Source organism: Luteibacter rhizovicinus DSM 16549 (assembly GCF_001887595.1).
In the GTDB taxonomy this organism is placed as follows: domain Bacteria; phylum Pseudomonadota; class Gammaproteobacteria; order Xanthomonadales; family Rhodanobacteraceae; genus Luteibacter; species Luteibacter rhizovicinus.
In genome coordinates this window covers 4,447,192-4,472,493 of sequence record NZ_CP017480.1, presented here as the reverse complement: position 1 = coordinate 4,472,493, position 25,302 = coordinate 4,447,192, and the positions used below count along the sequence as shown (strand labels likewise).

Genomic DNA, 25,302 nt, shown 5'->3' with positions numbered 1-25,302 from the left:
ACGACGTATCCGTACTTTTTCTTGGCCAGCTCTAGCAGCGCGCGGTTGTCACTGGTGATTAGTACAGGAAGGCAAGTTTTCGAGGAGATGTGGTCGGTGCTCGTTCCGGGTGGGAAGAGGTTTCGATTCTCGAACGTCCGGTGCAACAGGCCTCTTACCTTGACGGTGGTATTCAGTAATGGAGGCTTATCGTCGAGGTCATAAAAACATCATGCATGAAGCGACAGCTCCGTTTTCGATGGCTTAAGGGGCGGGCGGTGCAGGCGCAGTGAGCATGCGGGCGATCGTGTCATCTACATTGGGATCCTTTCCGGTCGCTTTTTGCATCGTGCGGCTCGCGCTCTCCCGGCTCGGCTCAGTCATGGACGGCCATTGCGCCTCAAGACCTTTCAACGTGCTCGACAAGCGCATTTTTGCAAGATGTTCCGATAGGTCGGTTTTTGACGAATGGACGGCATTCAACATTGCTACGTCCTGGTTCAGATCGCCGAGAAGACGAAGCGTGTAGGACGCGACGATGAATCGCTGGAAAAAAGCGATGGATACAACGGTGCCGATGCCACACCCCAATGTGCAGAGGGCAGCTCCTTTTAGTAGTTGCTTTTTATTCAACGAAGGCCCCTGTTTACTTCATGAACCGCTCATCTTCGATCTTGTCGCTCGCACGATTGACCCCTGAGACGAGAAAGATGCGCATCATGCAAATTTGGCAGTTCGCGCACGTTGTGCGGTCGGGCGCGATTTCTGACTGCATGGACGATTGGCTGAAGAGTCCTGTGTCGACAAAAGTATGCACTAAAGACTCGACTCACCCGCTGTTGGCGGAACGTAGTCCGGTAAGTCTTTATATAGTTCCGAGATCCAGTAAGCAGCAGGATCCCGGAACCACGCATCGTCAGCTGGTGCTAAAAACTTGCGAAGCATGGCTAGCGGATATCCGTACCTAGTGAACAATGCCAGCAAGTCGTGGGCGCCTCCACGAGACAGGTATGCGCCGCGCAACGTTACTCGAATGCCTCTCGGCGTCCCCTCGGCCTTGACGACATCGTCGATGGACTCGAGCCATGCGTAGAAGTGATGTTCGTCAAGATATGAGAAGTACATCTTCTCTTTGAAGTAAAACGCATGTTCTTCTTCAACATCCTCGATGTTAGAAGTCATTTATGTTCTCGCCCGGTCTGACATTGATGTTACCGCCAGTTTTCCAGTGCGCAGGTCTCTGGTGATCCGACCGATGAGAAGTACGAGGTCCACGCTTCGGCTGTGGTGTCCTCTGTCCACGATTGTGCCGTCGGGCCGTCCCACTGGCGTAGTGTCGCGGTAAAGGTGCTGACGGCGTTGTAGTTCTGTGCGTACACCAACGGCGAACAGAAGTACAGCAGAAGGAAAATCCATATCCGGTTCATCGGTTCGCTCCACCACGAAATACAACGTCAGCACCGGCGCCATGGCGTCCGAGCACAGGTAATGGGGGCGTGTCCTGCCGCGCCGTGGCCCAACCCCCCAACAGTCAGGCGCCGTCGCGGCGAATCCTAAATCGGCGATATCTGGAAGTCTGTAGGGGAAGCCCTACGCACCCCCTTGCTGCACCGCCGTTTGACATTCCCAATTTAGAACGATTTAAATGCGGGTTCCGCTAGACAAGGGGATGAGCGTGACGGTATCGAAGCACGGTTGGGGCAGGGCGGCATTCGCCCTGGTGACGGCGTCTCTTGTGGTACCGGTGGGGGCTCTCGCGGCCACCCAGCGCTTTGACAGCTCCTTCGAGTCGGGTCAGCCCGCGCCGCTGGCGGCGAAGGGTGCGCTCGACGTTAGCGTGGTCGGTGGGCCGCCGGCCGAGGCCGTCCTGACGGCCAAGGCCAATGTCGGCTTCACCGGCATGCACTCCCTGCGCTACACGGGTAAGGGCAGCGGCGCTCCGGCGACGACGAAGCTGTTCGACACCGATGTCCGCATCGGCGACGACACGGTGCTCTCCTGGCTGGTCTTCCCGCGCTCGAACAAGGACGACCTGGTCAATCCCGTCAACTACGTGGCCGTGGATCTGGTCTTCGACGACGGCTCGCGCCTTTCCACCAGCGCAGCCCTCGACCAGCATCGCGTGCCCGCCACGGCGAAGGGGCAGGGCGAAGGTCGCGTGCTCTATCCCGACCAGTGGAACTATGTGAGCGTGGATCTGGGCAGCGTGGCCAAGGGCCGTCGTGTCCGCTCGATCGAACTCACCGCGGCCGCACCGGCTGGCGAAGCCTTCGAGGGTTACCTCGACGATGTCCGCATCGGCGACGTCAAGGCGATCAACAGCACGCACCCGACCGATTACGTCGACACGCGTCGCGGCTCGAACGCCAACGAAAACTACTCGCGCGGCAACAATTTTCCCGCGGTGGCGATGCCGCACGGCTTCAACTTCTGGACGCCGACGACCAACGCCGGCTCCAACTGGCTCTACCAGTACCAGGCCCGCAACGGCGACGACAACCGTCCGCGCATCGAGGCCTTCGCGCTCTCGCACGAGCCGAGCCCGTGGATGGGCGAGCGCCAGACCTTCCAGATCATGCCCGCGCAGGCGGCTTCGGGCGCCCCGGCGCTCAAGCGCGAGACGCGCGCGCTGTCGTTCGGCCACGATGCCGAGCTGGCCCATCCGGATTACTACCGGGTGCGCTTCGACAACGGCATCACCACCGAGATCACGCCGACCGATCGTGCGGCGATCTTCCGCTTCACCTTCACCGACAAGCGCTCCCAGCTGGTCTTCGACAACCTCAACGAGAAGGCTTCGGTCACGCTCGATCCCGGCCAGCGCAGCATCCAGGGCTGGTCGGACGTGAAGAGCAGCCTGTCGACCGGTGCCACGCGCCTGTTCTTCTACGCCGTTTTCGACAAGCCGGTGACCGAGAGCGGCCGCCTGACCGGCGAGAAGCGCGATGCCGCCTCCGCATGGTTCGGTTTCGACACGGCGAAGAAGGGCGATCGCGTCGTCACCATGCGCATCGCGACCTCGCTGATGGGCGTCGACCAGGCCAAGGCCAACCTCGCGCAGGAGATCGCGGCGGACGATACCTTCGACAGCGTCCGCGAGCGTGCACGCAAGGCCTGGGACGATCGCCTGGGCGCGATCAAGGTCGAGGGTGCGTCGCCTGACGAGAAGACCGTGCTGTACTCGAACCTGTACCGCCTGTTCCTCTATCCGAACCATGCCTACGAGAACACCGGCAGCAAGGATGCCCCGGTGTGGCGTTACGCCAGCCCGTTCTCGGCGCCTGCCGGCAGCAACACCGACACGACGACCGGTGCCCGCATCGTCGATGGCCAGCCGTTCGTCAACAACGGCTTCTGGGACACCTACCGCACCGCTTGGCCGGCCTACGTCCTGCTGACGCCGACCGAAGCGGGCAAGATGATCGACGGCTTCGTTCAGCAGTATCGCGACGCCGGCTGGATCGCGCGCTGGTCGTCGCCGGGCTATGCCGACCTGATGGTGGGTACGAGCTCGGATGTGGCCTTCTCCGATGCCTGGCTCAAGGGCGTGCGTAACTTCGACGTCTCGGCGTTCTATCAGTCGGCCATCCGCAACGCCTCCAGCGTCAGCGAGGAGAAGGGCGCCGGCCGCAAGGGTATCCAGCGTTCGCTGTTCAACGGCTATACCGATGACGGCGTGATGGAAGGCCTGTCCTGGTCGATGGACGGCTATATCAACGACTTCGCGATCGGCAACCTCGCCAAGGCGCTGGCCAAGGATGCGCCGGCCGGCGACGCGTATCGCGCCAACTATGCCGACGATGCGGCCTGGTATCGCTCGCGCGCCCTCGGTTACACCAACCTGTTCGATCCGGCCGTCGGTTTCTTCGTGGCGCGCGATGCGGCCGGCAAGTGGCGCTGGGATGCGAAGCAGTTCAGCCCGATTCGCTGGGGTGGCGATTACACCGAGACCGACGCCTGGAACATGGCCTTCCACGCGCCGCAGGACGGTGCCGGCCTGGCTGCACTCTACGGTGGCCGCGAGGCGCTGGGCGCGAAGCTCGACCAGTTCTTCAGCACGCCGGGCAAGTACGACGTGGGCGACTACGGCGACGTGATCCACGAGATGCTCGAGGCCCGCGACGTGCGCATGGGCCAGTACGGCCATTCGAACCAGCCCTCGCACCACATCATCTGGATGTACGACGAAGCCGGCCAGCCGTGGAAGACGCAGGACAAGCTGCGCGACGCGGTCTCGCGTCTGTATGTCGGCAGCGAGATCGGCCAGGGCTATCCGGGTGATGAGGACAACGGCGAGATGTCGGCATGGTGGCTGTTTGGCGCCGCCGGCTTCTATCCGCTACGCATGGGCACGCCGGAGTACGTGATCGGTGCGCCGCATTTCCCGCACATGAGCATCCGCCTCGAAGGCGGCGCGACGATCGACGTGAAGGCACAGGGTGTCAGCGACACGAATCGCTATGTGCAGTCGCTGACGGTCAACGGCCAGCCCTGGAACAAGGTGACCCTGCCGCACGAATTGCTGGCCAAGGGCGCCACGCTCGAGTTCACCATGGGGCCGACACCGTCGACCTGGGGCACGGGTGCCGACGCGCTCCCGGCCTCGATCAGCGCCGAAGGCAGCAAGCCGGCACCGCTGGTCGATCTGACGAGCGAGGGCGGCAAGGCCTTCGGTTCGTTGAAGGGGCCAGAGCTGGACAAGCTGTTCGACAACACCTCGGACACCTCCGCGCATCTCGCCGCGAAGAACGCGGTGGTCGGCTGGCACTTCGCCAAGCCGGTGACCGTCCAGATGCTCACGCTGACCTCCGGCGCCAAGCCGGGCGACGCGTCCGGGTGGGTGCTCGAAGGATCGACGGACGGCAAGCACTACCAGGCCGTGGACAAGCGCGACGGCGAGACCTGGCCGTGGCGCCGGCAGACCCGTGCGTTTGCCGTGGGTACGCCGGGCGCGTACGCCTGGTACCGCCTGCGTCTCGTTGCCGGTGATACGAAGGGGCTGGATCTGAGCGAAGTGGAGTTCCTCGGCCACAAGTAAGACGGGCTTTTGCTCGGTAGGAGCCGATTCATCGGCGATGGGTGCTCGCGGCGAACCTTGGCCACCCATCTCCGCAGGGTTCGCCGATGAATCGGCTCCTACCGAGCTGTCCCGATCTCGCAAGTGTTAAGGGCGCCTCAGTCCCCGTTGCGGGCCCTGCTATGATGCCGGCCTGACTTGTGTTCATTCGGGGTTGACGTGCTCGAGATTCTTCTGGCTGGCGGCTGGGCTCTGCTGCCGATCCTCATTTGTTCGTTCGTTGCGCTCGCCATCGTCCTCGAGCGTTTCTGGGCGTTGCGCCGCGCCGCCGTTTTTCCGCCGGGCCTGGGTGCCGAGGTGCGCGAGTGGGCGCGCTCGTCCTCGCTCGATGCCGCCCACCTGGAAGCGCTCGAGAAGGGTTCCCCGCTGGGTGAGTTGTTCGCCGGCGCGCTCGCCGTGCGCGACCGCCCGCGTGAGCTGATCAAGGAGCGCATCGAAGACACCGGCCGCCATGTGGTCCATCGCATGGAGCGCTACCTCAATACGCTCGGTACCGTTGCCCTCATCGGCCCGCTGCTCGGCCTGCTGGGCACCGTTATCGGCCTCATCCGCATGTTCCTCAGCGTGATGGCCGGCGGCATCGGCGATCCAACCAAGATGGCCGGCGGTATCGGCGAGGCGCTGATCTGCACGGCGTTCGGCCTGGTCGTCTCGATCCCGGCGTACGTGCTGCACCGATACTTCCGTTCCAAGGTCGGCGGCTATGTCGTCCAGATGGAGAAGGAGGCCACGGCCCTTCTCGACGATCTCTCCGCGCCGCGCCCGGTGCCGCGCCGTCGCACCGCCGCGTCGGAAGCCGCGACCTCGCAGGCTGGCTGATCCATGCGCATCGGTTCCCGTCGCGAGGACGATTTCGAGATCAACGTCATTTCGTTGATCGACGTGCTGCTGACCCTGCTGATGTTCTTCGTGCTCAGTACGACCTTCGTCGAGCACTCCCGTCTCAAGGTCAACCTGCCCAAGGCCGACAGCCAGGCGCGCGAGTCCACGGACAACGCGCTGACCCTGGTCGTCGACCGTGATGGCCATTACTCGGTCGGCAGCGACGAGGTGCTCGGCGAGGGCATCGAACCGCTCAAGGCGACCATCGAGCGTGTCGCCGGCAACGACCGCGATCGCCTCGTGGTGATCCGTGCCGACGCGATGACGCCGCACCAGAACGTGGTTCGCGCGATGGATGCGCTCGGCCAGGTGGGCTTCACCCGTCTGTCGATCGCGACCACGCCCAGTGAGGCGGGTCCGGCGCGGTGAGCAAGCAGAAGGTATCGGTGTGGGACGCCAGGACCTGGCAGACCTATAAGCGTCTGCTCGGTTATACGAAGCGCTACCGCACGGCGGGCATCGTCGCGATCGTCGGCATGATCATCGATCCGGCCTGCCTGTCGCTGTTCACCGGCATGCTGAAGCCCTTGATCGACCGGCTGTTCATCGACAAGGATCCGTACAACATCTTCTGGATGCCGATCTGGATCATCGCGATTTTCGCGGTGCGCGGCGTGGCGTCGTACTGCACGGATTACGGCATTGCCTACGTGGGTCGCAACGTCGTGCAGGCCATGCGCATCGACGTCTTCGCGGCCTACCTGCGCCTTCCGGCCACGTTCTTCGCGAAGGAGCCGTCCGGTCAGCAGATCTCGCGCATCACCTACACCAGCGAGCAGGTCGCCGCGGCCTCCGCGGACTCGCTGAAGGTCGCCATCACCGAAGGCCTGACGGTCATCGGCATGCTCTGCGTCATGCTGTACTGGAGCCCCTACCTGGCAATGGCGCTGCTCGTGCTGGTGCCTTGCGTGGTGGTGATCGTCACCGTCATCAGCCGCCGCTATCGCAAGATCAGCAAGCGCATCCAGGGCAATATGGGCACCGTGACCAGTGCCGTCGAAGAAGCCGTCGCGGCCAATCGCGAAGTGCGCATCTACGGCGGCCAGACCCGCGAAGGCGACCGTTTCGCCGAGATCGCCGAACGCCAGCGCCGGCTCAACCTGAAGGTATCGGCGACGAGCGCCGCGTCCAGCGCGACCATCCAGACGGTCGGCGCGATGGCGCTCGCTACGCTTGTCTTCCTCGGGACACGCCCGGACATCATCAACACCGTCACCCCCGGCGTGTTCACCGCCGTGCTTACTGCCATGGGTGGCATGTTGCCGTCGCTGAAGCGCCTGGCCGGCATCCAGGCCAGCCTGCAGAAGGGCGTGACGGCGGCCGAAGACCTGTTCGAGATCATCGACACGCCGGCCGAGATCGACACAGGCACGGAAGACCTCGTCCGCACCAAGGGCGACATTCGTTTCGAGAACGTCCACCTCGTGTACGAGCGCAACAACCACGTCGCCCTGCGTGGCGTGGACCTGATCTGCCAGCCCGGTACGGTGACGGCGCTCGTCGGCCGCTCCGGCAGCGGCAAGTCCAGTCTCGTCAGCCTGTTGCCGCGCTTCTACCAGGCCACCGAAGGCCGCATCCTGGTCGACGGTCGCGATTATTCGCAGTACACCTTGCCTTCGCTGCGCCGGCAGATCGCCTGGGTCGGGCAGAACGTGGTGCTGTTCGACGATACCGTGGCCGCCAACATCGCCTACGGCGAAATGGCCGGTGCTTCCGAGGCCGACATCACCGCGGCGGCCAAGGCCGCCAACGCGATGGAATTCATCGAGCGCTTGCCGGAAGGCCTGAACACGCAGATCGGGCAGGGCGGTAACTCGCTTTCCGGTGGCCAGCGCCAGCGCATCGCCATCGCGCGCGCCATCCTCAAGAACGCTCCGATCCTCGTCCTCGACGAAGCGACCAGCGCGCTCGATACCGAATCCGAACGCCTGATCCAGGATGCGCTCACGCGCCTGATGCGCGACCGCACCACCCTGGTGATCGCGCATCGCCTGTCGACCATCGAGCACGCCGACCAGATCGCCGTGATGGACCAGGGCCGCATCGTCGAGCTCGGCACGCACCGCGAGCTGCTCGACAAGGGCGGCCAGTATTCGGCCCTGCACCGCATGCAGTTCCACGAGCAAGCGGCGAGCTAAGCCGTGGGCCTGGGCGCCTCACTGCAACGACGCTGGTACGGCAGCGGCAAGCCGCCGCTCTGGACCCTGCCTCTCGAGGCGCTGTATCGCTCCGTCGTGCGGCGTCGTGCCGAGGGTTTCCGCAACGATCCGTCCTCGGTGGTGCGCCTGTCGGTTCCGGTCGTCGTTGTTGGCAACATCACCATCGGCGGCACCGGCAAGACGCCGCTGATCGTCGCGCTGGCGGCGGCGATGTCGGGGCGCGGCTTCGTGCCCGGTGTCGTCAGCCGTGGTTACGGCGGCAGCGAGCGCGGCCCGTATCTGCTCACCGGTCAGGACGATCCTTCGAAAGTCGGCGACGAGCCGAGCCTGATTCGCCAGAGTGGCGTACCGGTGGCCATCGGGCGCGAGCGTCCGGAAGCGGCGCAGCTGCTGATCGATGCCGGGTGCAACCTGATTCTCGCGGACGACGGGCTGCAGCATCATCGGCTCGGTCGCGACGTGGAGATCTGCGTGATCGACGGGGAACGCCGCCTGGGTAACGGACACCTGTTGCCGGCGGGCCCGCTGCGGGAGCCGGCGAGTCGTCTCGCCGATGTGGACTTCGTCGTCGTCAATAGCGGATCGCCGGGCGCCAACGAGATCGGCATGACGCTGGAAGGTGGCATGGCAGTCAACATGGCCGATCCGACGCTTACGGCGCCGTTGAGCGACTTTTCGGGGCGGCCTGCGCATGCCGTTGCGGGCATCGGCAATCCAGCGCGCTTCTTCGCCAGCCTTACGGCGCAGGGCATTGCCGTCGATGGTCATCCCTTCGCCGACCATCACGCATTCACTCGCGACGACTTTACCTTCGCCGACGGTTGCCCTGTCTTGATGACGGACAAAGACGCGGTGAAGTGCCGCCATTTCGCGCGCGCGAACTGGTGGCGCGTGCCGGTGCGCGCGGTATTGCCTGAATCCTTCTACGACGCCATAGCCGCACATGTGGGAGCCGCTTCAGCGGCGATGCTTCAACGCTGACTGACGTAGGAGGCCCTGTATGCCGCCTCGGCCCACCGCGAGGCTACGACAGGGCTGCCGATGTAGACGGTGTCTTCGGTATTCGCGGTGATGGCGCGTTCCAGCATGCTTATGTCGGCATCGTGCGGATGGGGTACGAGCGGGTCGCAGAAGAAGATGACGCGTTGGCATTGATGCCTTAGAACCAGATCGGCTATTTCTGCGTCGCCGCCGAGTGGGCCGCTCCTGTAGCACGATGTCCACGCGATATCGATCGGCCAACCTCGCCCTCGCGCAAGCTCATTGAGTCGCAGACCCGTGGATGCTGTCGAGACACGGCGCGCAAAGCGTGACAACAGGTCGAAATAGTCCTCGACGAAGGTCAGCATGGCCTTCTTCATGCCGTCGTGCGCGATGAGCGCGAGTGTCTGTGAGGACATCAGGTCGACGGTCGGGATGACCTCCGACCGGCGCGGATGCCCCGTCCAGAGGGACTCCGTCCCGATCCAGTCGAGGACGGACGCGACGGTGGAAAGATAAGGTTTCGCGTGAATCAGGGACTGGCGTTTCAAAGCGACAGCTTCGGGAAGCAGCGTCGATGTGTCGTCGGGGGAGGTCAGATAAATAACCCCATCCAGCGAGCCGGGATCACGGCCTACCAGGTCAGCCGTCATGCGTACGAGGCCTCGGTACCGATCGGTCGAATAATGATGCAGGCCTTCATAATTCGACATCACGCCGTGGCCGACGATCGCGCCATAGGCCTTCCCGACCACATGCAGGCCCACCTTCAGTCGTCGAATGTCGGCTTCGCATCGTCCCAGGAGGCGGAGCAGCGTCGACTCTTCGCTTCTGAGGTAAGTGCTGCTGGTGACAAGGCCCAATTCCATGGTGTTTCGGTCCGGCGCGTCATTGCGCCCGAGTTGACGAGTTCTATCCTAGGCCGATTGGAGGGGTGGCGGAGCGCGTCCCGCGTCGGTATGAATACGGGAAACCGGCACTATCAGGGATAAGTTTCCGACTGCGCATGCAAACAGCCATGTGCGTGGCATGAAAAAGGCCGACCCGAGGGGCCGGCCTTCCGAACCAGGACAACGAGGACCTGCGGCGTTTACTGCACGCGCTGGATATTGCCCTTGTCGTCGACCACCACGATGTCGCCTTCGCGGATGGCCGAGGCGTCGGCGACCTGGACATTCGTGTAGCCGCCGCCACCCATCTTCAGACGCAGGGTGTAGCTCTCGCTGCCGCCGCCCTTGCCGATGGCGTTGCCGGCGAAACCGCCGCCGACCGCACCGGCGACCGTGGCCACCTTGCGGCCATTGCCGCGACCGACCTGGTTGCCGAGGACGCCACCGGCGATGGCACCGATGACGGCGCCGGCGGTGCCATGGTCACGGCCCTGGGTGACGTTGCGCTCGATGCTCTGGACCACGCCGCACTGGTCGCAGCGGACGTAGATGCCATCGGGCTGCTTGATGGTAGCGGCGGAAGCGGGAGCGACGGCCGCAGTGGCGAGCAGGGCGGCGAGGGGAACGCCGAGGACGGTCTTGAAATTCATGGTGATCTCCTTTCGGGCGGCTGGCAGGGTTGGCCGCATGGGGACAGTCTAAGCATGTCGGCTGAACGAAGATGGAGCGATTCCGGCTTCACGTGTTCCGTGGATACTAGGCGGATGAGCACAGCTATCCTCTGGTTCCGCCGCGACCTGCGTCTTGCAGATAATCCCGCCCTCAACGCCGCCATGGCCGCCCACGCGAAGGTCGTGCCGCTCTACGTCCACGCCCCCGACGAGGACGGCGAATGGGCACCGGGTGCGGCCAGCCGCTGGTGGCTGCATCATTCCCTCGATGCGCTGGATGCCTCCCTGAGGCGGCACAAGGGTGGTCTGCAGATCCTGCAGGGGTCGAGCCTCGACGCCTTGCGTACCGCTATCGAAGCGACGGGCGCGACCGCCGTCTACTTCAACCGCCTCTACGAACCCAAGGCGATCGCCCGCGACAAGTGGGTGCGGGGCGAACTCGAAAAGGATGGCGTCGCGGTGGCCTCGTTCAACGCGGCGCTCTGGTGCGAGCCCTGGGACATCGCCACCCAGCAGAACGAACCCTACCGGGTGTTCACCCCGTTCTGGCGCAACCTGCGCACGCGCATCGATGCGGTCGCGCCGGTCGCCGAGCCGTCACCCATGCACCTGGCGACGTTGCCGACATCGTCGTCGCTCGACGCACTGGGTTTGCTGCCGACGCTGGACTGGGCAAGCGGCTTCGCCGAATGGACCCCGGGCGAGCAGGGCGCGCAGGAGATGCTCGACCTCTTTGCCGACGATGCCGTGGGTCACTACGTGGAAGGTCGCGACATCCCGGCACGACACGGGACCTCGCGCCTTTCGCCCCACCTGCACTTCGGCGAGATTTCGCCTCTGCAGGTGGCCGAAGGCCTGCGCGATCGGGTGAAGAAGCGAAAGAGCGGCGCCGATGTCGAACCCTACCTGCGGCAGCTCGGCTGGCGCGAGTTCGGACACCACCTGCTGTTTCATTTCCCGCACACGCCGAAGAAGAACTTCAATCCGAAGTTCAACGCCTTCCGCTGGGAAAAACGTGACGCCCACGCGCTCAGGCGCTGGAAGGCGGGCAAGACGGGCATTCCCATCGTCGACGCCGGCATGCGCGAGCTGTGGGCCACCGGCTGGATGCATAACCGCGTGCGCATGCTGGTCGCCAGCCTGCTGACGAAGAACCTTCGTCAGCACTGGTTGCTCGGCGAGAAGTGGTTCTGGGACACCCTGGTCGATGCCGACCTGGCCAACAACGCGATGGGCTGGCAGTGGGTGGCCGGGAGCGGCGCGGATGCCGCGCCGTACTTCCGCATCTTCAATCCGGTGACGCAGTCGGAAAAGTTCGATCCGGACGGCGCCTATATCCGTCGCTGGGTACCCGAGCTCGCGAGCGCCAGGGGCCGCCTCGTCCACGCACCGTGGGAAGACGCCGCCTTCCTGAAACAGTCGGGCTATCCGCAGCCGCTGGTCGATCTGAAGAGCAGTCGCGAAGACGCGCTCACGGCGTACCAGTCGATCCGGAGCGGTCCTTCAGGAGCAGGGCCAGAATCGGCGGCGTGACCATCGCGGTAAGCAGGGACATCGCCACGATCACCGCGTAAATCGTCTCGTCGAAGACGCCGGCGGCGAGGCCCAGGCTGGCGATGACCACGCCCACCTCACCGCGCGGCACCATGCCGAAGCCGACGATCAGGGCGCCACGCCGGCCCAGCGACATCGAGCCGAGGTAGCCGCCGGCGAGCTTGGACACGATGGCGATCAGGGTGACGACGGCGAGCATGCCCAGCGCGCTGGCGCTGGCCAACGCCGAGAGGTTCACCTTGGCGCCGGTGACCACGAAGAAAAACGGCGTGAGGAAGGCCAGCAGGGGGGCGGTCTGCTCTTCGAGCTGGTGCCGCTGGCGGGTCTCGGAGGCGATCATGCCGGCGAGGAAGGCACCGATGATGGCGGCCAGGTGGAACTTCATCGAGAGGAAGGCGAGACCCAGGCAGAGGGCCAGCACGATCGCCAGCGGCGACATCGGGTTGCTCGGCTTGTCCAGCCAGCCGGAGCCGCGACGCATGACGCGCGTGCCACCCCAGCCGATCACGGCGACGAAGCCGATGGCGCCGGCGAGGGTGCCGATCAGGCCACCGACATCGACATCGCCGCCGCCTTGCAGCGACGAGACGATGCCGAGAAGGAGCATGGCGAGGATGTCGTCGATGACGGCGGCGCCGAGGATGATCCGCGCCTCACGACGCTGCAGCACGCCCAGTTCCTGCAGCACGCGCGCCGTGATGCCGGCCGAGGTGGCGACGAAAGCCGCGGCGACGAACATCGAGCGGATCCAGTCGAAACCGGAACCATGCGCCCATACGGCGCCGCAGGCGAAGGGGATGATCACGCCGAGGACGCCGACCATGAAGGCGCTCGCGCCGACCTTCTTCAGGTCGTCGAGTCGCGTTTCCAGGCCGACTGAGAAAAGGAGCAGGATCACGCCGATTTCGGCGAGTACATCGAGCGGCGTGCCGGTGGCGATATCTGGCAGGCTGACCCAGCCCAGGGCCGAGGGACCGACCACGCAGCCGGCGGCGATTTCACCCACCACGGCGGGCAGTCGCAGGCGCTGCGCGATCTCCCCGCCGATCTGCGCGGCGACGAAGATGATGAAAAGCGTCAGCAGGATGCCTGCGGAATCGTGCATGGGGGTGCTCCGGATCGTCCTTGAGGGTAACCCTTTATGCCGTGGCGTCGACCACTTTGCCAGCCCGCGTCTCACGCAGGCGGCTGAAGATCCAGCTGGCGGCCAGAGTGATCATGCCGAGCACGACCACCGACCAGCGGAAGGCCCAGACGTAGCCCTGGGCATTGTGCGAGCCGAGGAAGCCGCCCATCAGCAGCGATGCCAGCGCGATGCCGAAGCTCATCGACAGGTATTGCGCGGTCGACGCCATGGACGAGGCCATCGCCGCGTGGCGCACGTCGAGGTCCACATAGGCCAGGGTATTCATCGCGGTGTACTGCAGCGACATGACGGCGCCATAGACGTAGACAAAGCTCGCGATGATCCACATCGGCGTTTCCGGCGTGAGCAGGGCGAACGAACACAGCACGATGGACACCGCGATGGTGTTGCCGAGCAGGAGCCGTCGATAGCCGAACTGCGTCAGCAACCGGTGAATGAAGGGCTTGACCGAGATCGAGCCGATCGCCTGCGGCACCATCATCAGGCCGGCATGCAAGGGCGACCAGCCGCAGCCGATCTGCAGGAACAGCACGAGCAGCAGGTACATGCCGGACACGCCGAGCCGGGTGAACAGGTTGCCTGCGAGCGACACCCAGACGCTACGCACCTTGAGCAGCGACAGGTCGCTGACCGGGTGTTCGGTGCGGCGGCTGTGGCGCACGTAAAGGATGCCCAGGCCCACCGCGGCCAGCGCGTAGCCCGCGATGCTCAGTGCGTGTCCCGACGTGCCCACGGTCTCCGCAGCCATCAGGAACAGGGCCGACGAGCCGGCGAACAGCAGGAAACCGGTGGTGTCGAAACGATTCGCTTGGTCCAGCCGGTACTCGGGCATTTCTCGCCGATTGAGCAACAGGCCGACGATGCCGACCGGGACGTTGATCAGGAAGATGAGGCGCCAGTTGGTGAACTCCACCAGCGCACCGCCGAGCAGGGGGCCGAACACCGAGCCGAGCAGACCGAAGGTGGCCACCGTGGTCATGGCGCTGACGAATTCGCGTCGGTCGATGCTGCGGACGAGCACGTAGCGGCCCACGGGCATCAATGCCGCGCCGCCAAGGCCCTGGACGATGCGCGAGGCGACTAGCTCGGGCAGGGTCTGCGCCAAGCCGCACAGGAGCGAACCCAGGGCGAACACGGTAATGGCACCGCCGAAAACGCGCCTTGTGCCGAAGCGATCGCACAGCCAGGGACTCATGGGAATGAAGATCGCCAGGGTCAGCACGTAGCTGGTCAGGGCGGTGCGCATGCTCAACGGGCTAACGTCCAGCGCGCCCGCGATAGCGGGCACGGCGGTGTTGACGATCGTCGAATCCAGCGCCTGCATGAAGAAAGCGGCCGACACGAGCCAGATCAGGCCGCGGTAGCGGGCCCTGCTCGATGGCTCCGCTGGCGCAAGCGCCGGGCGGTCGGTGGAGAGGGCGTGAACGTCGGTCGGCGGGAGGGTGTCGATGACGTCGTGGGCTGGCATGGCTGTAACATTATAGACGATCAGAGCCTGACGGACCCCGCACATGCCCCAAGCCGCCGCCCCAGCCGATGTCGTCGAGCGTGCCACCGCGCTCCGCCATCGCCTCGAAGACGCCAATTACCGGTATCACGTGCTCGACGATCCGACCCTCGCCGACGCCGACTACGACCGCCTCATGCGTGAGCTCGAGGCACTCGAAGTCGAGTATCCGGTGCTCGCCGTTGCCGATTCGCCGACGCGACGCGTGGGTGCGCGTGCACAGGGTGGCTTCGCCGAAGTGACCCACGTGCTGCCCATGCTGTCGCTGGGCAACGCCTTCGAACAGGAAGGCGAGACCGATCGCGAAAAATATCGCGAAGTCGCCGACTTCGAGCGACGCATCGAGCAGACCCTCGATCGTCGCGAGCCCGTGTTCTCGGTCGAACCCAAGCTCGATGGTCTTGCCATCAGCCTTCGCTACGAAGACGGCGTGTTCGTGCAGGGCGCGACGCGCGGTGACGGCGCGGTGGGTGAAGATGTCACGGCCAACCTGCGCACGGTCAAGGCGATTCCGCTGCGCCTGCGCGGCGAGGGGTGGCCGCGCGTGCTCGAAGTGCGTGGTGAAGTGATCATGCCGCGCGCCGGCTTCGAAGCCTTCAACGAACGTGCGCGCACGAGTGGCGAGAAGCCGCTGGCCAATCCACGCAACGGTGCCGCCGGTTCGCTGCGTCAGCTCGATCCCGCGATCACGGCGAAACGCCCGCTCGCGTTCTTCGCCTATGCGGTCGGCCGCGTCGAAGACGGCGAGTTGCCGGACACCCATTCGGCCACATTGGCGAAGCTGCGTGACTGGGGTTTTCCGGTCTCGCCGGAAGTTTCCACGGCGAAAGGTTTCGAGGGCCTGCTGGCGTACTTCCGCAAGATCGGCGAGAAGCGCGATAGCCTCCCGTACGACATCGATGGCGTGGTCTACAAGCTGGACGACTACGCCGGCCAGCGCGAGATGGGTTTCGTTTCGCGTGCGCCGCGCTGGGCCATCGCGCACAAGTACCCCGCGCAGGAGCAGATGACCACCGTGGAGGCGATCGAGATCCAGATCGGTCGCACGGGCGCAGCCACCCCGGTCGCACGACTGACTCCGGTGCAGGTCGGTGGCGTGACCGTCACCAATGCCACGCTGCACAACGCCGACCAGGTCGCACGCCTGGACGTGCGTGTCGGCGACACCGTGATCGTACGTCGCGCAGGCGACGTCATTCCCGAGGTGGCGCGGGTGGTCGAGGAGAACCGGCCGGCGGGCACCGTGGTCTGGAAGATGCCCGAGGTCTGCCCGGTTTGCGGTTCCGAGCTGTTGCGCGAAGAGGGCGCCGCGGCGTATCGCTGCTCGGGTGGCCTGATCTGCGCTGCGCAGCGCAAGGAAGCCCTGATCCATTTCGCCTCGCGTCGCGCAATGGACATCGACGGCCTCGGCGATCGCTTCGTCGATGCCCTGGTCGAGTTCGACATGGTGCATACGCCGGCCGACCTCTACTCCCTCACGGTCGATCGCTTCGTCAAGATGAAGAAGCTGGCCGACGAGCGCGACGGCTCGACACCGGAGACGGTGAAGCAGGGCAAGGTGGCGACCAAGTGGGCGGAGAACCTCGTCGAGGCGATCGAGGCCAGCAAGAAGTCCACACTGCCGCGCTTCCTCTTCGGCCTCGGCATCATGCATATCGGCGAGAGCACGGCGAAGACGCTGGCGTCCTGGCTGGGCTCGCTGGACTTCGTACGCCGCACGCCGGCGCCGGTACTGCGCGTGCTGCCGGATATCGGCGATGAAGTCGCGACCTCGATCGCCGCTTTCTTCGAGCAGGAGGGCAACCAGAAGGTGGTCGACGCCTTGCTCGATGCAGGGATCGCCTTTGCCGACGAGGGCGCGCCGTCGCCCAAGCTGCGCGATCGCCTGGGCCTGGATGTGCTGCTGGATGCTGCCAAGGTGTCGAAGCTCGGGCCGAAGAGCACGGGCATCCTCGCGAAGAACTACGCCAGTCTCGATGCGCTGGTGAAGGCGGGCGAGCATCAGTGGATCGTCGCGGGCGTGCCGCAGGCGGCGGCATCGAACCTCACGACGCTCCTGGCCGACGCCGAACGCGTGACCGAGCTGCGTCGTGCCGATGAAGCGATGCGTGCGCTGGCCGCCGCGCTCCCGTCGAAGACCGCTAGCGCACTGCCGCTCGAAGGGCTGACCTACGTCATCACCGGTACGATGGAAACGCTCAAGCGCGACGACGCTACCGAACGCCTCGAATCGCTCGGCGCCAAGGTGGCCGGCTCGGTGTCGAAGAAGACCACGGGTGTGTTTGCTGGCGAGGCAGCCGGGTCCAAGCTGGATAAGGCCAATGAACTTGGCGTGCCGGTGTATACGGAAGCGGATCTCGTGGCCCTGCTGAGCGAACACGGTGTGGCGCCATGAACCGCATGACGTCGCTGCGCCTGCGCGCGCAGACGTATGCGACGATCCGCGGGTTCTTCGCTGAGCGCGACCTGCTCGAGGTGGAGACGCCGATCCTCTCTGCCGCCGGCAATACCGATCCGAACATCCAGAGCTTCCATACGAGCTTCAGCGGTCACGTGGACGCCGGGGCGCGCGAGCGCTGGCTGCGCACGTCGCCGGAGTTTCCGCTGAAACGCCTGCTTGCGGCGGGCGTGGGCGATTGCTATGAACTGGGTCGCGTTTTCCGCAACGGCGAAGCAGGTGGGCGGCACAACCCGGAGTTCACCATGCTCGAGTGGTATCGCCTGGGCTGGGATCATACGAAGTTGGCGCGCGAGGTGATCGACCTGCTCGAGCGCCTGATGCTGCAGGCGGGACGTAACTTCGAAATCGTCGAGACCACGTATCGCGGCATGTTCCACGACACGCTGGGCGTGGATGCGCTGCTGGATCCGGTCGAGGCGCTGATGAAGCCGCTCGCCGATGTGCACATCTCCAGCGACGGGCTCGAGCGCGACGACTGGCTGGATCTCTTGATGACGCATCGCATCCAGCCGGAATTTCCGCGCGATCGCATTACCGTCGTGGCGGATTTCCCGGCCAGCCAGTGTGCATTGGCGCGTATTCGTCAGGGCGATCCGCCGGTGGCGGAGCGTTTTGAGGTCTACGTCGGGCAGTACGAGGTGGCCAACGGTTACCACGAGCTCAACGATGCGAACGAGCAGCGTGCGCGGTTCGAGCGGGATAAGGAAAAGCGGCGCGCGCGTGGCGATGCGGAAGTGCCGATGGATGAGCGGTTGCTTGGCGTGCTCGGTGATATGCCGGCGTGCGCGGGTGTTGCGCTTGGCATCGAGCGGCTTTTGATGGTGTTGGCGGATACCGACGCGATTGCGGATGTGCTGGCGTTTCCGTTTTCGGAGGCGTGAAAGGCGGCCGCTGCGCGCCGCGTCACGAGGCCGCTGCGCGGCGTGATACCAGGCCGCTGCGCGGCCATCGCCGATGAATCGGCTCCCACAAGTGAATCGGCTCCTACAAGTGAATCGGCTCTTACAAGAGAGCTGACCCAGTGTCGGGCTCTGTGTGGGAGCCGATTCATCGGCGATGCTGTTCCCCAGGAAACGAAAAATCCCCATGCTCGAATCAATCCACCACGTCGCCATCATCTGCTCCGACTACACCCGGTCGAAGGCCTTCTACAGCGAAATCCTGGGTCTCAAGATCATCCACGAGGCCTACCGCGAAGCACGCGATTCCTGGAAGCTCGATCTGGAAGTGAGCCCCGGCGTGCAGCTGGAGCTCTTCTCGTTCCCGTCGCCACCGAGACGGCCGTCACGGCCGGAGGCGCAGGGGTTGCGACATCTGGCCTTCGTGGTGGGCGATGTCGAGGCGGTCGTGGCGACCTTGGGCACGCGTGGTGTCGAGTGCGAGCCGATCCGCGTGGACGAATTCACCGGCAAGCGGTTCACCTTCTTCGCCGATCCGGACGATCTGCCGATCGAGTTGTACGAGCGGTGAGGTGGGGCGATGTTGTGGGAGCCGATTCATCGGCGATCCCGCGGTAGCGGGCCAGAGCTCTTTGGATAGGGAGCTTGCGGCTAAATCGCTCTGTTGGCTTTTCGCCGATGAATCGGCTCCCACATTTCCTTTTCGCCGCTGAAGCGGCTCCCACATTAGAACTCGAGTTCCTGGGCGGCGCAGAGGTAGTCGACCATGGGTGCGAGGCGCTTGAAGGTGTCGACGACGAACGGTAGCAACTCCGACGAGCAGGCCAGCGCCTCGTCGAAATTCTGCCCCGCTGCAAAGTTCTTCCGCTTCAGATCCTCGATCAGTTCGTGGTTCGGATCGAAGCCGCGCGGCGGTCGGGTCAGGCTCTCGCCCCAGAACTCGAAGCGCTCACGAAATGCCTTCCCGTGCGTCGCCCGCTTCCAGGAATCCGGGTTATCGGCGAGGAAGTCGCGCAGCTTCTTCAGCACCGGGGCTTCCGGATGCCACATGCCGCCACCGGCGAAGCACTCGTCCGGCTGGATATGCAGGTAGAAACCCGGCGCCTGGATCTCGTGGCGGCGCTCGTGGAAGAAGCGCGAGCCCTGCCAGCCCTTGTACGGCTGCTTGTCGTTGGCGAAGCGGGTATCGCGGTGGATGCGATACAGCGAGCCGCCGACCTTGCGCGTGTCGGCACGGTAGTGCGGGCTGATCTTCTTCAGCGGCGCATCGAGATCGCCGATGAGCGCGAGGAAGGGCTCGCGTACGTGTTTCTCGTAATCGTCCTTGTGCTCGTGAAACCACTCGCGGTTGTTATGACGCATGAGCGATTTGAAGAAGCGGAACGTGGCGGGCGTGAAATAGGTCTTGGCCATGGGTCAGGTCAGGTCGGTCAGTTCAGTGCGAGTTCGAGGCCCCAGGCTTCCAGCTCGTCGAGCAACGGAAGAGGCGAGCCGGGCAGGGCGCGCAGGGTGGCAAGCTCGGCGTTGTAGTCGTCGAGGGTGAGCGTGGTCAGCGCGCTGCGCCGGGTGAGACGGTCGAGGCGGAAGGATGCCCAGCGTTCCTGTTCGTCGGGGCTGAGCGTTTCCGGCCAGTTGCGCGCGCGATAGCGGAACAGCAGCTCCGGGTAACGCGGGTCGCGGAACGGAAAGGGACGCGTGCCGAGCTGGTCGGGCGGCGTCGCACGCACCTCGCCGAGCAGGCGGCGGTCCGCGTCCGGCAGGAAGCCGCCATAGAGGGAGAGTTCCGCATCCTCGGCCGGCGGTAGCGACGCGGCGTGGCCGTAGATGCGGCGCAGCTTCTCGGCCAGGCCATCGGCCTGGCGCAGCATGGCGAGGTGGCGCTCCACGGCGGCCATGTCGAGGCCCAGACGGCCGTGGTCGACCCCCTTGAGCACGGACAACGGCGCGAGCGCCGGTGCCTGGTTCGCGCGAACGGTGCGCAGGGCGACCCGCTCCACGCCTTCCGGCAGGTCGGCGCGCGAGGTGAAGACGCGATCGGCCACATCGCCGTCGTCGAGGGTGAGCAGGTCGGTGGGATCGGCGCTGAGGTCGTAGACGATGACTTCGCCGGCCCGCGAGGGATGCGCGGCCAGCGGCGCGATGACCGTGAGGCAATGACGGCTCGCCGGATAGCGCGAGGACACGTGCACTACCGGCGTCATCGCGGCGATGTCGAGCAGCTCGAACACCCGTTGCTTGCGGCGCAGCCCGTAATACCAGTCCCACAGTTTCGGCTGGTGCTGGCGGATCAGGCGGGCGAGGGCAATCAGGGCCTCGACGTCGGAGAGGGCGTCGTGCGCGCGGTCCTGTTTCAGCCCGTTGGCCGTGGCCAGGTGCTCCAGCTTGAAGCTGGCGCTGCCGTCTTCACGCGTCGGCCAGACAATGCCGTCGGGGCGCAGAGCCTCGCACAGGCGCACCAGGTCGATCAGGTCCCAGCGGGAATTGCCGTTCTCCCATTCCCGCCCGTAAGGGTCGTAGAAATTCCGGTAGAGGAGATGGCGGGTGAACTCATCGTCGAAGCGCAGCGAGTTGTAGCCCACCGTGCAGGTGCCCGGCATCGCCAGTTGCTCGTGGATGGCCGCGGCGAACTCGGTTTCCCGCATGCCTTCACGTTCGGTGAGCTGCGGGGCGATCCCGGTAATCAGGCAGGCGGCCGGCTGCGGAGGCATGTCCCGCGGCGGCTTGCAGTAGATCATCAGGGGCTCGCCGACGACGTTCAGGTCCGCATCGGTACGGATGCCGGCGAACTGGCTGGGGCGGTCCCGGCGGGGATCGGCGCCGAAGGTTTCGTAGTCGTGCCAGAAGAAGGTCGGTTCGGCCATCGGGGCATGATCGCATAGGCTAGACTGCGCGGTACTTCCAAGGAGAACCCATGACGCCCGCACACGAGGACAACCTCATCTGGATCGACCTGGAGATGACGGGTCTGGACACGGACAACGACTCCATCCTGGAGATCGCCACGATCGTGACCGACAAGGATCTGAACGTGCTGGCCGAAGGCCCGGTCTTCGCCATCTCGCACAGCGACGCCCGCCTGCAGAAAATGGATGCCTGGAACCGCAACCAGCACCAGCGTTCGGGCCTCTGGGGCCGCGCGGTCGAATCCGATGCCACACCCGAGCAGGCCGAAGAGGCCACCATCGCCTTCCTCAAGCAGTGGGTGCCCGCCGGCAAGTCGCCGATGGCCGGCAACTCCATCTGCCAGGACCGCCGCTTCCTGCACCGCGAGATGCAGAAGCTGGAGCGCTACTTCCACTACCGCAATCTCGACGTGTCCACGCTGAAGGAGCTGTCGCGCCGCTGGTCGCCGGAGATCTCGCGCGGCTTCGCCAAGGATTCCGCGCACACGGCGCTGTCCGACATCCGCGATTCGATCGACGAGCTGCGTTATTACCGCCGTTTCATGGGCCCCATGGCGGGCACCCAGCAGGGCTGATCGCATGAACGACCCCTTCGCCACCGTCCTGGACTGCAACGGCCGTGCCCTGGTGCTCGACCGGCCCCGAGTGGTCGGTATCGTCAACGTCACGCCGGATTCGTTCTCCGACGGCGGCCAGCACGACAGCCTCGACGCGGCGTATGCCCATGCGTTGAAGCTGGTGGAGGAGGGGGCGGACATGCTCGACATCGGCGGTGAATCCACCCGCCCCGGTGCCGACGATGTCTCCGTCGAAGATGAGATCCGGCGGGTGGTACCGCTGATCGAGCGCCTCGCCGCGGCGACCACGGTGCCTTTGTCGATCGACACGTCCAAGTCCGAAGTGATGCGCGCCGCCGTCGGTGCGGGCGCGGGCATGATCAACGACGTCTACGCGCTGCGCCGCGAAGGCGCGCTCGACACGGCCGCCGAGTTGCGCGTCCCGGTGTGCCTGATGCACATGCAGGGCGAGCCCCGCCGCATGCAGGATGCCCCGGATTACGACGACGTGGTTGGCGACGTCCATCGCTTCCTCACCGACCGCCTGTTCTCCTGCGAGCTGGCCGGCATCGACAAGCGCCGTGTCCTGGTCGACCCCGGCTTCGGATTCGGCAAGAACCTCGAGCACAACCTCGCCCTGCTGCGCGCCATGGCCCGGTTCGCCGAGCTGGGTGCCGGGGCGTATGCCGGCGTCTCCCGAAAGTCGATGATCGGCGCCATGACGGGCCGGACGGACCCGGCCGCGCGTGTCCACGGCTCGGTGGCGGCGGCCCTGATTGCCGTCCAGCGCGGTGCGATTCTGGTCCGCGTGCACGATGTGGCGCCCACCGTGGACGCCCTGGCGGTCTGGGCCGCTGTCAAAGCCGGGGACACCGCGCCCCGTATCGACAAGCCCTCGATGCCCCGCTGGCCCGACGACGACTGAAGCGCTCTGTGTGGGAGCCGCTTCAGCGGCGATAGGGTGCTCGCGGCATCCGGGCCCGCTGCCGCGGGATCGCCGATGAATCGGCTCCCACATTCGCCGATGGATCGGCTCCCACAAGGCTAGGCCAGCCTGACGAAAGTCTTACAGGCCTTTGGAATATCTGGCTAATACCGCTGTCGGAGTATGCTCTGCGTCCCCGGAAGGATGATCAGCATGAGCGAGCGCAAATACTTCGGCACCGACGGCATTCGTGGCCATGTGGGCACCTATCCCATCAGCGCGGATTTCATCCTCCGCCTCGGCCGGGCCCTGGGAGCCGTGCTGGCGCGCCGTCGCGCCGCCGACAACCGGGGGCCCAACGCCGGTCCGGACCGCCGCGACCACGGTCGCAAGGTCACCGTGGTGATCGGCAAGGACACGCGCGTTTCCGGCTATATGTTCGAGTCGGCGCTGGAAGCCGGCCTGGTCGCCTCGGGCGCGGACGTGCGTCTGCTCGGCCCGATGCCGACCCCGGCCGTGGCCTTCCTCACCCGCTCCTTGCGCGCCGATGCGGGCATCGTGATCAGTGCCTCGCACAACCCGCATCAGGACAACGGCATCAAGTTCTTCTCCGGCCAGGGCGAGAAGCTCGATGACGCGCTGGAAGCCGAGATCGAGGCCGAGCTCGACGCCGAGTTCGTCACCGTCGCCTCCGAAGCGCTGGGCAAGGCCAGCCGCATCGACGACGCGGTCACCCGTTACGCCGAATTCTGCAAATCCACCGTCGCCGACGAGTTCACCCTCAACGGGCTGAGCGTGGTCCTGGACTGCGCCCACGGCGCCACCTACCAGGTCGCGCCGAAGGTGTTCCGCGAACTGGGCGCCGACGTCTCGACCATCGGCGCCGAGCCGAACGGCCTGAACATCAACCACGGTGTCGGCTCGACGGACCCGGACGCCCTGGCCCGAGCCGTGGTGGATCGCGGTGCCGACCTCGGTATCGCCTTCGACGGCGACGGCGACCGTGTCCGCATCGTCGATCGCGACGGCACGGTGACCGATGGCGACGACATGCTCTACGTCATCGCCCGTCACTGGAAGCGTCGCGGCAACCTGCCGGGACCGGTGGTCGGCACGCTGATGAGCAACTACGGCTTGCAGCGCGCCCTGAAACAGATGGAAATCCCCTTCATCCGCGCCAACGTGGGCGACCGCTATGTGCTCCAGCAACTGAAGGAACACGGCGGCGTGCTCGGTGGCGAGACCTCGGGGCACGTGCTGTGCCTGGACCGTTTCACCACGGGCGACGGCATCGTGGCGGCGCTGGCCCTGCTCGAAGCCCTGGCCGACGACAACGAAACCTTTGCCGACGCCCGTGCCGGGCTGGTCAAGCTGCCGCAGACCATGCTCAACGTCCGCGTCGAGGGTGCCAAGGCCGCGCTGGGCAGCGAGTCGGTCAAGCAAGTGCTGGAAGAGGTCGAGGCCGTGCTGGAAGGGCGGGGGCGCGTGGTGTTGCGTGCGTCGGGCACCGAGCCGCTGGTCCGCGTCACGATCGAAGCGGCCGATGCCGCCGAAGTGGAACGGCTGGCGGCCAGGCTGGCGGACGCCGTAAAATCGGCGGCTCAGGCGACCGCCTGACGCCTCCACCGGACCCCGCATGAAAAAGGTACCCACCCTCGATATCCGTCGCTACGACACCGACCGCGAAGCCTTCGTGGCCGAGCTCGGCGCGGCCTATCGCGAATTCGGCTTCTGCTGCATCAGTGGCCACGGCATTCCTGTCGAGGCCGTCGACGGCGCCTACGACGCGTTCAAGCGCTTCTTCGCGCTGCCCGACGACACCAAGCGCAAGTACCACATCCCTGGTGGCGGCGGTGCGCGCGGCTACACGCCGTTCAAGGTGGAAACCGCCAAGGACAGCAAGTTCGCCGACCTGAAAGAGTTCTGGCACATCGGTCGCGAGATTCCGCGCGACTCGAAGTTCGCCGACGTCATGCCGCCCAACGTCTGGCCGAACGAAGTGCCGGACTTCGAGGACAAGGGTTACGGGATCTACGAGGCGCTGGACAACCTCGGCGCCCGCGTTCTTCGCGCCCTGGCCCTGCACATCGAGCTGCCGGAGGCCTTCTTCGACGACAAGATCGATTCGGGCAACTCCATCCTTCGTCCGATCCACTATCCGCCGATCGTCCAGGACGATGTCCCCAATGTGCGCGCTGGCGCCCACGAGGACATCAACTTCATCACCCTGCTGGTCGGTGCAAGCGCCGAGGGCCTGGAAGTGCTCACGCGTGAAGGCGAGTGGCTGCCCATCACGACCGAGGGCGACGCCATCGTCGTCAACATCGGCGACATGCTGCAGCGCCTGACCAACCACGTCTATCCGTCCACGACCCATCGCGTGACCAATCCGCAGAATGCGAACGCGCGCAAGCCCCGGTATTCCGTCCCGTTTTTCCTGCACCCGAACCCGGACGTCGTCCTCGACGTGCTGCCGTCCTGCGTCACGCCCGACAACCCGAAGCGCTACCCGGAGCCGATCACGGCCCATGAGTACCTGCTCGAACGCCTCCGCGAAATCAAACTGATCTGACGAACCCTTAGCGGGTTTTTTACCGGGAGGGTCCACCATGGACCCTCCCGGTCCTGTTTCCGGAGCACCCTGTGAAAGCATCCAGCCCGCAAGTGCGAGCCAAGCGTTCGTCACCCCAGAAAAAAGCCAGCACCCGCT

The 25,302-nt window shown here is 65.3% G+C and carries 22 protein-coding genes; 13 read left to right on the top strand and 9 right to left on the bottom strand.

What is annotated here, in order from left to right:
- Positions 1-243: 243 nt before the first annotated feature.
- The 3 genes from BJI69_RS20450 to BJI69_RS22425 all read right to left on the bottom strand — a co-directional run bounded on the left by BJI69_RS20450 (position 244) and on the right by BJI69_RS22425 (position 1,406).
- Complete coding sequence (locus tag BJI69_RS20450) at positions 244-612, bottom strand: hypothetical protein (RefSeq protein WP_125903148.1); 369 nt, start codon at positions 610-612, stop codon at positions 244-246.
- Between the two features lie 183 nt (positions 613-795).
- Positions 796-1,161, bottom strand: a complete 366-nt coding sequence (locus BJI69_RS20445) for a hypothetical protein (protein ID WP_046969555.1) — start codon at positions 1,159-1,161, stop codon at positions 796-798.
- Between the two features lie 29 nt (positions 1,162-1,190).
- Positions 1,191-1,406, bottom strand: coding sequence for a hypothetical protein (locus BJI69_RS22425; protein WP_125903147.1), 216 nt, complete (start codon positions 1,404-1,406; stop codon positions 1,191-1,193).
- 242 nt (positions 1,407-1,648) lie between these two features.
- Between BJI69_RS22425 and BJI69_RS20440 the strand changes: the two genes are divergently transcribed.
- From BJI69_RS20440 to lpxK, 5 genes are all read left to right on the top strand, one after another.
- Positions 1,649-5,017, top strand: a complete 3,369-nt coding sequence (locus BJI69_RS20440; RefSeq protein ID WP_052767388.1) for a GH92 family glycosyl hydrolase — start codon at positions 1,649-1,651, stop codon at positions 5,015-5,017.
- A gap of 198 nt (positions 5,018-5,215) precedes the next feature.
- Positions 5,216-5,875, top strand: a complete 660-nt coding sequence (locus tag BJI69_RS20435; RefSeq protein ID WP_181016732.1) for a MotA/TolQ/ExbB proton channel family protein — start codon at positions 5,216-5,218, stop codon at positions 5,873-5,875.
- A gap of 3 nt (positions 5,876-5,878) precedes the next feature.
- Positions 5,879-6,307 carry an ExbD/TolR family protein gene (locus tag BJI69_RS20430; RefSeq protein WP_046969271.1) on the top strand — a complete coding sequence of 143 codons (429 nt, stop codon included), beginning with the start codon at positions 5,879-5,881 and terminating at the stop codon, positions 6,305-6,307.
- Positions 6,304-8,076 carry a lipid A export permease/ATP-binding protein MsbA gene (msbA, locus tag BJI69_RS20425; RefSeq protein ID WP_046978527.1) on the top strand — a complete coding sequence of 591 codons (1,773 nt, stop codon included), beginning with the start codon at positions 6,304-6,306 and terminating at the stop codon, positions 8,074-8,076. The genes BJI69_RS20430 and msbA overlap by 4 nt, the downstream gene beginning before the upstream one ends.
- 3 nt (positions 8,077-8,079) lie before the next feature.
- Positions 8,080-9,078 carry a tetraacyldisaccharide 4'-kinase gene (lpxK, locus tag BJI69_RS20420; protein ID WP_046969227.1) on the top strand — a complete coding sequence of 333 codons (999 nt, stop codon included), beginning with the start codon at positions 8,080-8,082 and terminating at the stop codon, positions 9,076-9,078.
- Here lpxK and BJI69_RS20415 read toward each other — a convergent pair.
- Together BJI69_RS20415 and BJI69_RS23085 are read right to left on the bottom strand one after the other, a co-directional pair.
- Positions 9,069-9,947 carry a methylglyoxal synthase gene (locus BJI69_RS20415; RefSeq protein WP_046969228.1) on the bottom strand — a complete coding sequence of 293 codons (879 nt, stop codon included), beginning with the start codon at positions 9,945-9,947 and terminating at the stop codon, positions 9,069-9,071. The genes lpxK and BJI69_RS20415 overlap by 10 nt on opposite strands.
- Before the next feature lie 221 nt (positions 9,948-10,168).
- Complete coding sequence (locus BJI69_RS23085; protein WP_046969229.1) at positions 10,169-10,618, bottom strand: glycine zipper 2TM domain-containing protein; 450 nt, start codon at positions 10,616-10,618, stop codon at positions 10,169-10,171.
- Between the two features lie 114 nt (positions 10,619-10,732).
- Here BJI69_RS23085 and BJI69_RS20405 point away from each other — a divergent pair, with 114 nt between their 5' ends.
- Positions 10,733-12,172 (top strand): cryptochrome/photolyase family protein, encoded by a 1,440-nt coding sequence (locus tag BJI69_RS20405; RefSeq protein ID WP_046969230.1) that lies wholly within the window; start codon positions 10,733-10,735, stop codon positions 12,170-12,172.
- On the opposite strand, the gene BJI69_RS20400 is transcribed toward BJI69_RS20405, so the two are convergent.
- Both BJI69_RS20400 and BJI69_RS20395 read right to left on the bottom strand, forming a co-directional pair.
- The gene (locus tag BJI69_RS20400; RefSeq protein ID WP_046969231.1) at positions 12,111-13,298 is read right to left on the bottom strand and encodes a cation:proton antiporter; all 1,188 of its coding nucleotides are present in this window, start codon (positions 13,296-13,298) and stop codon (positions 12,111-12,113) included. The two genes, BJI69_RS20405 and BJI69_RS20400, sit on opposite strands and share 62 nt — an antisense overlap.
- 34 nt (positions 13,299-13,332) lie before the next feature.
- Positions 13,333-14,808: an MFS transporter gene (locus BJI69_RS20395; RefSeq protein ID WP_078023383.1), complete on the bottom strand. Its 1,476-nt coding sequence runs from the start codon at positions 14,806-14,808 to the stop codon at positions 13,333-13,335.
- Positions 14,809-14,851: 43 nt separating this feature from the next.
- On the opposite strand from BJI69_RS20395, the gene ligA reads away from it, so the two are divergent.
- The 3 genes from ligA to gloA2 all read left to right on the top strand — a co-directional run bounded on the left by ligA (position 14,852) and on the right by gloA2 (position 18,778).
- A complete protein-coding gene (gene ligA / locus BJI69_RS20390) occupies positions 14,852-17,242 on the top strand; it encodes an NAD-dependent DNA ligase LigA (protein WP_046969232.1) in 2,391 nt (796 codons plus the stop codon).
- Entirely contained in the window at positions 17,239-18,189 is a 951-nt protein-coding gene (gene epmA / locus BJI69_RS20385; RefSeq protein WP_046969233.1) for an EF-P lysine aminoacylase EpmA, read from the top strand. Before ligA ends, epmA begins: the two co-directional genes overlap by 4 nt.
- Before the next feature lie 205 nt (positions 18,190-18,394).
- Positions 18,395-18,778 (top strand): SMU1112c/YaeR family gloxylase I-like metalloprotein, encoded by a 384-nt coding sequence (gloA2, locus tag BJI69_RS20380; protein ID WP_046969234.1) that lies wholly within the window; start codon positions 18,395-18,397, stop codon positions 18,776-18,778.
- 155 nt (positions 18,779-18,933) lie between these two features.
- On the opposite strand, the gene BJI69_RS20375 is transcribed toward gloA2, so the two are convergent.
- Positions 18,934-19,620, bottom strand: coding sequence for a DUF2461 domain-containing protein (locus BJI69_RS20375; RefSeq protein ID WP_046969235.1), 687 nt, complete (start codon positions 19,618-19,620; stop codon positions 18,934-18,936).
- Positions 19,621-19,637: 17 nt separating this feature from the next.
- Complete coding sequence (gene sbcB / locus BJI69_RS20370) at positions 19,638-21,068, bottom strand: exodeoxyribonuclease I (RefSeq protein WP_046969236.1); 1,431 nt, start codon at positions 21,066-21,068, stop codon at positions 19,638-19,640.
- A gap of 50 nt (positions 21,069-21,118) precedes the next feature.
- Here sbcB and orn point away from each other — a divergent pair, with 50 nt between their 5' ends.
- The 4 genes from orn (at position 21,119) to BJI69_RS20350 (ending at position 25,164) form a co-directional block, all read left to right on the top strand.
- A complete protein-coding gene (orn, locus tag BJI69_RS20365) occupies positions 21,119-21,685 on the top strand; it encodes an oligoribonuclease (protein WP_046969237.1) in 567 nt (188 codons plus the stop codon).
- Between the two features lie 4 nt (positions 21,686-21,689).
- Positions 21,690-22,592 (top strand): dihydropteroate synthase, encoded by a 903-nt coding sequence (folP, locus tag BJI69_RS20360; RefSeq protein ID WP_046969238.1) that lies wholly within the window; start codon positions 21,690-21,692, stop codon positions 22,590-22,592.
- Positions 22,593-22,805: 213 nt separating this feature from the next.
- Positions 22,806-24,209, top strand: coding sequence for a phosphoglucosamine mutase (gene glmM / locus BJI69_RS20355; RefSeq protein WP_046969239.1), 1,404 nt, complete (start codon positions 22,806-22,808; stop codon positions 24,207-24,209).
- A gap of 19 nt (positions 24,210-24,228) precedes the next feature.
- Positions 24,229-25,164 carry an isopenicillin N synthase family dioxygenase gene (locus BJI69_RS20350; RefSeq protein ID WP_046969240.1) on the top strand — a complete coding sequence of 312 codons (936 nt, stop codon included), beginning with the start codon at positions 24,229-24,231 and terminating at the stop codon, positions 25,162-25,164.
- Positions 25,165-25,302 lie beyond the last annotated feature (138 nt).

Bases quoted from the DNA above. Each gene is read 5' to 3' on its own strand.
- BJI69_RS23085 (WP_046969229.1), bottom strand. From the start codon at position 10,618: ATGAATTTCAAGACCGTCCTCGGCGTTCCCCTCGCCGCCCTGCTCGCC.
- gloA2 (WP_046969234.1), top strand. From the start codon at position 18,395: ATGCTCGAATCAATCCACCACGTCGCCATCATCTGCTCCGACTACACC.
- BJI69_RS20440 (WP_052767388.1), top strand. From the start codon at position 1,649: ATGAGCGTGACGGTATCGAAGCACGGTTGGGGCAGGGCGGCATTCGCC.
- BJI69_RS20375 (WP_046969235.1), bottom strand. From the start codon at position 19,620: ATGGCCAAGACCTATTTCACGCCCGCCACGTTCCGCTTCTTCAAATCG.
- sbcB (WP_046969236.1), bottom strand. From the start codon at position 21,068: ATGGCCGAACCGACCTTCTTCTGGCACGACTACGAAACCTTCGGCGCC.
- glmM (WP_046969239.1), top strand. From the start codon at position 22,806: ATGAGCGAGCGCAAATACTTCGGCACCGACGGCATTCGTGGCCATGTG.
- BJI69_RS20405 (WP_046969230.1), top strand. From the start codon at position 10,733: ATGAGCACAGCTATCCTCTGGTTCCGCCGCGACCTGCGTCTTGCAGAT.
- BJI69_RS20395 (WP_078023383.1), bottom strand. From the start codon at position 14,808: ATGCCAGCCCACGACGTCATCGACACCCTCCCGCCGACCGACGTTCAC.
- ligA (WP_046969232.1), top strand. From the start codon at position 14,852: ATGCCCCAAGCCGCCGCCCCAGCCGATGTCGTCGAGCGTGCCACCGCG.
- BJI69_RS20430 (WP_046969271.1), top strand. From the start codon at position 5,879: ATGCGCATCGGTTCCCGTCGCGAGGACGATTTCGAGATCAACGTCATT.
- epmA (WP_046969233.1), top strand. From the start codon at position 17,239: ATGAACCGCATGACGTCGCTGCGCCTGCGCGCGCAGACGTATGCGACG.
- BJI69_RS22425 (WP_125903147.1), bottom strand. From the start codon at position 1,406: ATGAACCGGATATGGATTTTCCTTCTGCTGTACTTCTGTTCGCCGTTG.
- BJI69_RS20415 (WP_046969228.1), bottom strand. From the start codon at position 9,947: ATGGAATTGGGCCTTGTCACCAGCAGCACTTACCTCAGAAGCGAAGAG.
- orn (WP_046969237.1), top strand. From the start codon at position 21,119: ATGACGCCCGCACACGAGGACAACCTCATCTGGATCGACCTGGAGATG.
- folP (WP_046969238.1), top strand. From the start codon at position 21,690: ATGAACGACCCCTTCGCCACCGTCCTGGACTGCAACGGCCGTGCCCTG.
- BJI69_RS20350 (WP_046969240.1), top strand. From the start codon at position 24,229: ATGAAAAAGGTACCCACCCTCGATATCCGTCGCTACGACACCGACCGC.
- BJI69_RS20445 (WP_046969555.1), bottom strand. From the start codon at position 1,161: ATGACTTCTAACATCGAGGATGTTGAAGAAGAACATGCGTTTTACTTC.
- BJI69_RS20400 (WP_046969231.1), bottom strand. From the start codon at position 13,298: ATGCACGATTCCGCAGGCATCCTGCTGACGCTTTTCATCATCTTCGTC.